The organism is Streptomyces rubellomurinus, assembly GCF_000961885.1.
GTDB classification, from domain to species: Bacteria; Actinomycetota; Actinomycetes; order Streptomycetales; family Streptomycetaceae; genus Kitasatospora; species Kitasatospora rubellomurina.
The window spans coordinates 1-10,669 of the sequence record NZ_JZKH01000153.1 but is presented as its reverse complement, the minus strand read 5'-3'; the positions used below and the strand labels follow the sequence as shown (position 1 = coordinate 10,669).

Here is a 10,669-nt window from a genome sequence, read left to right as displayed (position 1 = left end):
GCCGCCGCCGCGCAGGACGTCGGTGAGCGACCAGTCGACGTGCGGCTTCAGCGCGGCCTCGCAGGCGGCGATGGAGGCGGCGAACTCCTCGGAGGTGTCGAGGAGTTCGGCGCCCATGCCGAGCCACTGCGAGCCCTGGCCGGGGAACACGAACACCGGCCGGTCGAAGCCGCCGGCGCCGGTGACCAGGCCCGGCGCGGCGTCGCCCTCGGCGAGCGCGGCCAGGCCGCCCAGCAGTTCCTCGCGGCTGCCGCCGACCACCACCGCGCGCTGCTCGAAACCGGTCCGCTGCCCGACCAGCGCGGCGGCCACCTCGGCCGGCCGCCACTCGGGATGGGCGTCGACGGCGGCGTGCAGCAGCCCGGCCTGGGCGCGCAGCGCGTCGGCGGTACGGCCGGAGACCACCCAGGGCAGCACGTCGGCCGACTCCTGCGGCTCCGGCGCCTCCTCCTCGGCGGGCGCCTCCTCCAGGATCACGTGCGCGTTGGTGCCGCTGACCCCGAAGGAGGACACGGCGGACCGGCGCGGGCGGCCGGTCTCCGGCCAGGGCTGCTCCTCGGTGAGCAGCTCGACCGCGCCCGCCGACCAGTCGACGTGCGGGGTCGGCTCGTCCACGTGCAGGGTGCGCGGCAGCAGGCCGTGCCGCATCGCGAGCACCATCTTGATCACGCCGCCGACCCCGGCCGCGGCCTGGGTGTGCCCCAGGTTGGACTTCAACGAGCCCAGCCACAGCGGCCGTTCGGCCGGCCGCTGCTGCCCGTAGGTGGCCAGCAGGGCCTGCGCCTCGATCGGGTCGCCGAGCTTGGTGCCCGTGCCGTGCGCCTCCACCGCGTCGACCAGGTCGGGGGAGAGGCCGGCGTCGTCCAGCGCGGCCCGGATCACCCGCTGCTGGGACGGCCCGTTGGGCGCGGAGAGGCTGCTGCTCGCGCCGTCCTGGTTGACGGCGGAGCCGCGCAGCACGGCGAGGACGCGGTGCCCGAGGCGGCGGGCGTCGGACAGCCGCTCCACCAGCAGCATGCCCACCCCCTCGCCCCAGGCGGTGCCGTCCGCGGCGGCCGCGAAGGACTTGCAGCGCCCGTCCCGGGCCAGGCCGCCCTGGCGGCTGAACTCGACGAAGGTGTCGGGCGTGGCCATCACCGTGACGCCGCCGGCCAGCGCCATGGTGCAGTCGCCGCGCCGGACGGCCTGGGCGGCCAGGTGCAGCGCCACCAGGGAGGAGGAGCAGGCGGTGTCCACGGTGACCGCCGGGCCCTCCAGGCCGAGCACGTAGGCGATCCGGCCGGAGGCGACGCTGCCGGAGGTGCCGGCGCCGAGGAAGCCCGCGACGGACTCGTCCACCGAGGCCAGCCGGCTGCCGTAGTCGTGGTACATCAGGCCCGCGTACACGCCGACCTTGGCGCCGCGCATCGAGGACGGGTCGATGCCGGCCCGCTCGAAGGCCTCCCAGGAGGTCTCCAGCAGCAGCCGCTGCTGCGGGTCCATGGCCAGGGCCTCGCGCGGGCTGATGTCGAAGAAGGCCGGGTCGAAGGCGTCCGCGCCCTCCAGGAACGAGCCCTCGCACACGTACGAGGTGCCCGGGCGCGCGCCGTCCGGGTCGTAGAACTCCTCGACGCGCCAACCGCGTTCGGCCGGCGGGGTGCCGATCGGGTGCCGGCCCTCGACGGCCAGCTCCCACAGCTCCTCCGGCGTGCGGACGCCGCCCGGGAAGCGGCAGCTCATCCCGACGATGGCGATCGGGTCGCGCTCGGCCGCCTCCAGCTCGGCCACCCGGCGGCGTGCCTCGCCCAGTTCGGCGGCAGCCCACCGGAGGTGCTCGCGAAGCTTGTCTTCATTTGCCACTGTGAGCCTGCTCCTATAGCCGGTGCGGGGATGACCTGGGGAGTGCGCGCCGTCAGCCGGCGCGCAACTGGTCGAGCACGTCGAAGAGCTCGTCGTCGGTCGCGGAGTCGAGATCGGGTCGTTCGGTGCGGGTGTCGGCGTCGGCACCGTCGCGGGCGTCGCCGTCCCGGCGGGAGAGGAGGTCCCTCAGCCGGTGGGTGATCGCCTGCCGGGCCTGGAGGTTGGCGTCGAAGGAGGCCAGGAAGGCCTCCAGCCGGTCCAGTTCGGCCAGGACGGGGCCGACCTCGACGGCCTCCTCGGTGCCGAACTCGGCGCAGAGGTGGTCCGCCAGGGCCTGGGCGGTCGGGTAGTCGAAGATCAGGGTGCTCGGCAGGCTGAGCCCGGTGGCGTCGCTCAGCCGGTCCTGCAGTTCGAGGTTGGCGAGGGAGTCGAATCCCAGGTCGACGAAGCCCTGACCGGGGTCGATGTCCTCGGGCGTCGCCTCGACCAGGACCACGGCCGCGTGGGTGCGGACCAGGTCGAGCAGGGCCCGCCGGCGGTCGGCCTCCGGCATCGCCCGCAGGCGCTGCGCGAAGCCCGTCGCCGGGTCGGTGGCTGTGGCCTCCGGCGCCTCTGACACCGCGGACACCTCGGACGGCTTCGGTGCCGTGGCCGCCTTCGGAGCCTCGGACGGTGCCGCCGGAGCCGCCAACTCCCGCAGCAGCGCCGGGATCCGCTCCCGGTCGGCCCGCTCCCGCAGCTGCGCGAGGTCGAACCGGACGGGGACCAGCACCGGCGAGTCGATCTTACGGGCCCGGTCGAAAAGATCAAGGGCCTCGGCGGTGTCGAGTGCGCCGACGCCGTCCCGGGCCAACCTGGCCGCCGTGACGCCGTCCAGGCGGCCCGTCAGCTCGCTGCGTTCGGCCCACAGGCCCCAGGCCAGCGAGAGGGCGGGCAGGCCCTCGGCGCGGCGCCGCAGCGCGAGCGCGTCCAGGAAGGCGTTGGCGGCCGCGTAGTTGGCCTGACCGGCGGTGCCGAAGGCGCCCGAGGCGGAGGAGAACAGCACGAACGCGGCCAGGTCGAGGTCCCGGGTGAGCTCGTGCAGGTGCCAGGCGGCATCCACCTTCGGCCGCAGCACGGCGGCCAGCCGCTCGGGCGTCAGCGCGGCCAGCAGGCCGTCGTCGGTCACCCCGGCCGCGTGCACCACCGCCGTCAGCGGGTGGTCCAAGCCGGAGATCAACGCGGCCAGTTGGTCGCGGTCGGCGACGTCGCAGGCGGCCAGCGTCACCTCGGCGCCGAGCGCGGTCAGTTCGGCCGCCAGCTCGGCCGCGCCGGGCGTGCGGTCGCCGCGCCGGCCGGTGAGCACCAGGTGGCGGACGCCGTGCTCGGCGACCAGGTGGCGGGCGAGCAGGCCGCCGAGGGTGCCGGTGCCGCCGGTGATCAGGACGGTGCCGTCCGGGGCGAACCCGGCCCCGCCGGTCGCGGGGGCGGTGCCGGCGGTCAACCGGGGTGCGAGGAGCCGCTGGTGGCGGATCGCCAGCTGCGGCTCGTCGGCGACGGCCAGGGCGGCGGCCAGCGTCTCGGCGGACGGCGTCGCGTCGGTGTCCAGCAGGCCGAACCGGCCCGGGTGTTCGGACTGGGCGGTGCGCAGCAGCCCCCAGACGGCCGCACCCGCGAGGTCGGGGGCCGTTGCTCGCCCGCTCGCCTCCGGGCCCTCCTGACCCGGCGCGGCGGGCCCCTCGGCTCGGGGCTCGACGGCCTGGGCCGTGCGGGTCGCCACCACCAGGCGGGCGGCGGCGAACCGCGGCTCGGCCAGCCAGGCCTGCACCAGCCGCAGCGCCTCCGCCGTGGCCGCGTGGACGGCGGCCGGCGTGTCGGCGGCCGGGGCGAGCGGCAGCAGGACGGTCTCCGGCACGGGGTCGCCGGAGGCCGCCAGGGCGGCGAGGTCCGGGTACCGGGCGTCGGCCGGCCACCCGGCCGCCTCGGCGCCGACGACGGCCGTACGGCGGGCGGTCGGGGCCGGGGCCGCGGCCACCGGCACCCAGTGCGTGCGCCACAGCGGCCGGCCGGGGTCGGCGTCCGCCGCCATCGGCCGGGCGCGCAGGCTCGCGACGGACAGCACCGGCACGCCCGCCTGGTCGGCGGCCTCCAGCGTCATCGCGTCCGGCCCGGCCGGGGCGAGCCGCACCCGCAGCGCCGAGGGCCCGGCGGCCCGGACCGACACGCCCTGCCAGGCGAACGGCACCAGGGCCGGCCCGGCCTCGCCGGCCGAGGGCCCGGCGGCGGCGAAGGCCTGCAGGGCCGCGTCGAACAGCGCCGGGTGGACACCGTACCGGGCGGCCTCGGGGCGCAGGTCGGCGGGCAGCGCCACCTCGGCGAACACCTCCTCGCCGCGCCGCCAGGCCGCGCGCAGGCCCTGGAAGGCGGGGCCGTAGGCGATGCCCAGCGCCTCGGTGCGGGGGTAGAAGCCGTCGACCGGGAACGGCACGGCGCCGGGCGGTGGCCAGCTGACCAGGTCGGAGGAGTCGACGGGCGCCTCGGCGGTGAGCGTCCCGGTGGCGTGCCTGGTCCAGCCGCCCTCGCCGTCCTCGGTGGCGGCCCAGGAGGCCAGCTCGACCGGGCGGCGGCCGGCGGTGTCCGGCGCGCCGACCGCGAGCCGGATGCGGGTGCCCGCGTCGGGCAGGAACAGCGGGGCGAGCAGCGTCAGGTCGCCCAGGCCCGCGCAGCCGGCCTGCTCGCCGGCCCAGCGGGCCAGCTCCACCACGGCCGTGCCGGGGAGCAGCACCCGCCCGTGGACGGCGTGGTCGGCCAGCCAGGACTGCTCGCGGGGGGAGAGCCGGCCGGTGAACAGCAGGCCGCCGCCGTCCGGCAGTTCGACCTCGGCGTGCAGCAGCGGGTGGTCCGCGGGGGCCAGCCCGGCCGCCGCGACGTCCAGGCTCTGCGGCTCGTCCTCCAGCCAGTAGCGGCGGCGCTGGAAGGCGTAGGTGGGCAGCTCGACCCGGCGCAGGCCGGTGGCCGGGAAGGCCGCCGACCAGTCCACCGGGACGCCGAGCACGTGGAGTTCGGCCAGCGCGGCGAGGAAGCCGTCGGTGTCGCGGCCGCCGTCGACCACCCGCGGGCCGGGCCCGGCCTCGGTGGACGCGGGGCCGGTGCCGAGGGTGAGGAAGAGGGTGTGGCGGCGCTCGACGGCCTCCGCCAGTGCGCCGAACAGCGGGATGTGGCCGGTCGCCAGGTCGGCCGGGGTGCCCGAGGCGGCCGCGCGGGCGCCCTCGGCCAGGGACAGCGCCCCGGCCACGGTGGCCCCGGCGAGCGCGGCCGAGCCCGTGGCGACCACGGCGGCCGGGTGCACCCCGTGCTTCTGCCAGAGCCCGGCCAGGGCCACCAGGACGGCCCAGTGCAGCGGCCGGGCGACCTGCTCGGCCGTCGCGGCGGGCGCGCCGGCGGCGCCGCGCAGCACGTCCGTCGCCGTCCAGCCGACCGCCTCGGCCAGCGCCGCGTCGCACTCGGCCAGCCGGGCGGCGAAGGCCGGCGCGGTCTCCAGCAGGCGGGCGGCCCAATCGAGGTCGCCGCCGTCGGCCCCGGTCAGGACGAACGCGACCCGGCGCTCCTGCGTCGCGATCCCGCGCCGGGTGGCCGATCCGTCCGCCAGCGCCGCCAGTTGGAAGCGCAGCGCGGCCAGGTCGGCGCCCAGCAGGACGGCCCGGTGCTCGAACACCGAGCGGGTGCGGGCCAGCGCCGCGCCCACCTCGACGGCGGTGAGCCCGGGCTGCTCGTCGAGCCGGTCGAGCAGCCGGGCGGCCTGGGCGTGCAGCGCGGCCTCGGTCCGCCCGGAGAGCACCCACGGCACGGTCGCCGGGGCGACGGCGGCGGCCTCTTCGGCGTCGGTCCCCTCGGGGGCCTCCTCGGCGGCCGCCTCCTCCAGGATCAGGTGCGCGTTGGTGCCGCTCACCCCGAAGGAGGACACCCCGGCCCGGCGCGGGTGCCCGGTCGCGGGCCAGTCCCGCTGCTCGGCGAGCAGTTCGACGGCGCCCGAGTCCCAGTCCACCAGCGGGTTGGCGCCGTCCAGGTGCAGGGTGCGCGGCAGCACGCCGTGCCGGATCGCCATCACCGTCTTGATCACCCCGGCGACGCCGGCGGCGGCCTGCGCGTGCCCGATGTTGGACTTGACCGAGCCGAGCCAGAGCGGCTGGTCGGCGGGCCGGTCCTGGCCGTAGGTGGCCAGCAGGGCCTGCGCCTCGATCGGGTCGCCGAGGGTGGTGCCCGTACCGTGCGCCTCGACCGCGTCGACCTCGTGGGCGGACAGCCCGGCCGCGGCCAGCGCCTGCCGGATCACCCGCTGCTGGGCCGGCCCGCTGGGCGCGGTCAGCCCGCTGCTGGCGCCGTCCTGGTTGACGGCGCTGCCGCGGATCACGGCGAGGACGTGGCGCCCGTTGCGCCGGGCGTCGGACAGCCGCTCCAGCAGCAGCATGCCGACGCCCTCGCCCAGCCCGGTGCCGTCGGCGCCGGCCGAGAAGGCCTTGCAGCGGGCGTCGGTGGCGAGGCCGCGCTGGCGGCTGAACTCGACCAGGGCCAGCGGCGAGGCCATCACCGTGACGCCGCCGGCCAGCGCCAGCGAGCAGTCCCCGGCGCGCAGCGACTGCGCGGCCTGGTGCAGGGCGACCAGCGAGGAGGAGCAGGCGGTGTCCAGGGTGACGGCCGGCCCCTCCAGGCCGAAGGTGTAGGCGATCCGGCCGGAGGCGACGCTGCCGGTGCTGCCGTTGCCGACGTAGCCCTCGAACTCGCCCGGCACCCGGCGCAGTCGGGACGCGTAGTCCTGGTAGATCACCCCGGCGAACACGCCGGTGCGGGAGCCGCGCAGAGCGGCCGGGTCGATGCCGGCCCGCTCGAAGGCCTCCCAGGAGGTCTCCAGCAGCAGCCGCTGCTGCGGGTCGGTGGCCAGCGCCTCGCGGGTGCTCATCCCGAAGAAGGCCGGGTCGAAGTCGGCGGGGGCGTCCAGGAATCCGCCGTCGCGCACGTACACGGTGCCGTGCCGGGCCGGGTCCGGGTGGTACAGGTCCTCGTCCCAGCCGCGGTCGGTCGGCAGCGGCGAGATGGCGTCCCGCCCCTCGGTGACGAGCTGCCACAGGTCCTCGGGGGAGGTGACCCCGCCGGGGTAGCGGCAGGCCATGCCGATGACGGCGATCGGCTCGCGGGCGCCGTCCTCGACCTCCTGGAGGCGGCGGCGGGTCCTGCGCAGGTCGAGGGTCAGCCGCTTGAGGGTGTCGAGGACCTTCGCGTCGCTGGTCATTGCGCTGGGTGCCTTCCTGTCCGACCCGTGGTCCGGGTTCGGGTGAGCGTGGTCCTGGTGCTGGCCGGTCACGAGTTGCGCAGTTCGTCGTCGACGATGTCGAGCAGCTCGTCGAGCGTGGCGTCGGCCAACTCGTCGTCCTCGACGGCCGGTTCGGCCCGCTCGGGCGCCGGCGCGGCGGTCGCGGTCGCGGCCGCCGGCTCCGGCCCGGCCTGCTTCCGCAGCAGCTCGCCCAGGTGGGCGGCGACGGCGGCCGGGGTCGGGTGGTCGAAGGCCAGCGTGGCGGGCAGCCGCAGCCCGGTGGCCGCGTTCAGCTTGTTGCGCAGCTCGACGGCGCGCAGCGAGTCGAAGCCGGACTCCAGGAAGCCGCGCGCGGTGCCGACCGCCTCCGGGTCGCCGTAGCCGAGCACCGTGGCGACCTGGGCCCGGACCAGCTCCAGCAGGGCGTGGGCCTGTTCGGCGGCCGGCAGGGCGGCCAGGTCGAGGCCCGGGGCGGCGGTGCCGGCCGCGTCGGCGCGGGCCGCCCGGCGGGGCGCGGTGCCGAGCAGGGCGCGCAGCAGCGGCGGCCGCTCGGCGGGCTCCCCGGCGCGCAGCGCGGGCAGGTCGAGGCGGACGGGCAGCACCAGCGGGCGGTCCTGGGCGAGCGCGGCGTCGAACAGCGCCAGGCCGTCCGCGGCGGAGACCGGCAGCACGCCGGAGCGCCGCATCCGGGAGCGGTCGGCCTCGCCGAGCCGCCCGGTCATCGTGCTGACGGTGGACCACAGGCCCCAGGCCATCGACACCCCGGGCAGGCCGAGGGTGCGGCGGTGGGCGGCCAGCGCGTCCAGGTAGGCGTTGGCGGCGGCGTAGTTGGCCTGCCCGGCGTTGCCCAGCACCCCGCCGGCGGCGGAGAACAGGACGAACATCGCGGGCTTGGCGTCCAGGGTCAGCTCGTGCAGGTTCCAGGCGGCGTCGACCTTCGGCCGCAGGACGGCGCGGGTGCGCTCCGGGGTGAGCGAGGCGAGCGTGCCGTCGTCGAGCACCCCGGCGGCGTGCACCACGCCGGTCAGCGGGTGCTCGGCCGGGACGGCGGCCAGCAGCGCGGCCAGCGCGCCCCGGTCGGCGGCGTCGCAGGCCTCCACGGTGACGGCGGCGCCGGCCTCGGCGAGCGCGGCGACCAGGTCCTCGGCGCCCTCGGCCTGCCGGCCCTGACGGCTGACCAGCAGCAGGTGCCGGGCGCCGTGCGCCTCGACCAGGTGCCGGGCGACCAGCGCGCCGAGGGTGCCGGTGCCGCCGGTGATCAGCACCGTGCCCTCGGGGTCGAGCAGGGGCCCGCCGTCGGCCGCGTCGGCCGGGTTGGGCCGGGCGAGCCGGGGCACCAGGATCCGGCCGGCCCGGACGGCGTACTGCGGCTCGGCGCCGCCGAGCAGGCCGGGCAGGGCGCGCAGCGAGGCGGCGTCGGCGCCGTCGCTGCCGGCCCCGTCGAGGTCGACCAGGACGAAGCGGCCCGGGTGCTCGGCCTGCGCCGAGCGCACCGCGCCCCAGACGGCGGCCGCGGCGAGGTCGGCCGGCTCGGCCGAGGTCGCGGCCGGGTCGGGGGTGTCCACCGCGCCCCGGGTGACCAGCACCAGCCGGGAGGCCGCGAACCGCTCGTCGGCGGCCCAGGCCTGGAGCAGGGCCAGGGCCCGCTCGACGGCGTCGCGGGCGGCGTCCGCGGAGAGCGTGTCGGCGCCCGGCTCGCGCACCCAGGGCAGCAGGACGGCCTCGGGCGCGGGCGCCCCGGCGGCGACGGCGGCGCCGAGCGCGGCCAGGTCCGGGTGGGCGACCGCGGCGGCCCCGGCCCCGGCCAGCGCGGCGGCGAGGCCGAGCCGGTCCTCGCCCAGCACGGCGAGCCCGGCCGGGCCGGCGGCCGCGGCCGCGGCCTCGGTCCAGGACACCCAGAACAGCGCGTCCGCGGTGGAGCGGGCCGAGCCGAGCTGGGTGCGGGAGACCGGGCGGACGGCGAGCGAGCCGACCGAGGCGACCGGCTGGCCGGTCTGGTCGGCGACGTCCAGCGACAGCTCGTCCGGCCCGGTCGGCGTCAGCCGCACCCGCAGGGCGGTGGCCGCCGTGGCGTGCAGGGTGACGTCGGACCAGGCGAACGGCAGCCGGACCGTCGCCGCGCCGTCCAGCAGGGTGGTGTGCAGGGCCGCGTCGAGCAGCGCCGGGTGGACGCCGCAGCGCTCGGCGTCCGCGAGCTGCTCCTCGGCCAGCCGGACCTCGGCGAAGACCTCCTCGCCGCGCCGCCAGGCCGCGCGTAGGCCCTGGAAGGCCGGGCCGTAGACCAGCCCGTCCTCGGCGAGCCGCCCGTACAGGCCGTCCAGCGCGACCGGCACGGCGCCGGCCGGCGGCCACACCGGCTCGGGCGCCCACCGGGCGGCCGGGCCCTCGGGGGCCAGCACGCCGCTCGCGTGCTTCGTCCAGTTCTGCTCGGTGTCGGGGCTGGAGTGGACGGTGACCGGGCGGCGGCCGGTCCCGTCGGCGGCGCCGACCCGGACCTGGACCCGGACGGCCCCGTCCTCGGGCAGCAGCAGCGGCGCCTGGAGGGTGAGCTCGTCGAGGTGGTGGCAGTCGAGCTGCCGCCCGGCCTGCAGGGCGAGTTCGACCAGCCCGGTGCCGGGGACCAGCACGGTGCCCCAGACGGCGTGGTCGGCCAGCCACGGGTGGGTGGCCGTGGCGAGGCGGCCGGTGAGCAGCACGCCGTCGTCCTCGGGCAGCGGCAGCGCGGCGGACAGCAGCGGGTGGTCGGCGGCGTCCAGCCCGGCCGTGCGCGGGTCCCCGGTGGCGGCGGGGGTGAGCCAGAACCGCTCGCGCTGGAACGGGTAGGTGGGCAGCTCGGGGTGGGCGCCGGCGGGCAGCAGCGGCGCCCAGTCGACGGGAAGGCCGTGGGTGTGCAGGTGGGCCGCGGAGGTGAGCAGCCTGGTCCAGCCGCCCTCGGTGCGGCGCAGCGTGCCCGTCACCAGGGCCGGCGCGTCGTCGAAGGCCTGCTCGATGGCCGGGGTCAGCACCGGGTGCGGGCTGGACTCGACGAAGACGTCCAGGCCGTCGGCCCGGGCGGCCCGGACGGCGTCGGTGAAGCGGACGGTCTGCCGCAGGTTGGTGTACCAGTACCCGGCGTCCAGGGCGACGGTGTCCAGCAGCGCGCCGGTGACGGTCGAGTAGAACGGGACGTCCGCGGAGCGCGGGGTGATGCCCGCGAGGGCTTCCGCGAGGCGGGCCTCGATGGCCTCGACGTGCGGGGAGTGCGAGGCGTAGTCGACGTCGATCCGGCGGGCCCGGACCTCCTGGTCGTGGTAGAGGGCGAGCAGTTCCTCAAGCGCGTCGACGTCCCCGGCGACCACGGTCGCGGTCGGCCCGTTCAGGGCGGCGACCGAGATCCGGCCTTCCCAGCGGGTCAGCAGCTCGGCGGCCTCCTCGTGGGCCAGCGGGAGCGAGACCATGCCGCCCTGCCCGGCGATGGCGGTGATGGCCTGGCTGCGCAGGGCGGCGATCCGGGCGCCGTCCGCGAGGCTGAGGGCCCCGGCGACGGTGGCGGCGGCGATCTCG

General features: G+C 78.0%; 3 protein-coding genes. All 3 read right to left on the bottom strand.

Annotated elements, in window-relative coordinates; genetic code table 11:
• Positions 1–1,839 (bottom strand): type I polyketide synthase (locus VM95_RS36090; protein ID WP_045705220.1); only part of this gene is annotated, 1,839 nt, incomplete at its 3' end.
• Positions 1,840–1,891: 52 nt separating this feature from the next.
• Positions 1,892–7,105, bottom strand: coding sequence for a type I polyketide synthase (locus VM95_RS36085; protein WP_045705218.1), 5,214 nt, complete (start codon positions 7,103–7,105; stop codon positions 1,892–1,894).
• 68 nt (positions 7,106–7,173) lie between these two features.
• The coding region (locus VM95_RS36080) for a type I polyketide synthase (protein ID WP_045705216.1) at positions 7,174–10,669 on the bottom strand (3,496 nt) is incomplete at its 5' end.

Coding starts and splice junctions, on each gene's coding strand:
- VM95_RS36085 (WP_045705218.1), bottom strand. CDS start 7,105: ATGACCAGCGACGCGAAGGTCCTCGACACCCTCAAGCGGCTGACCCTC.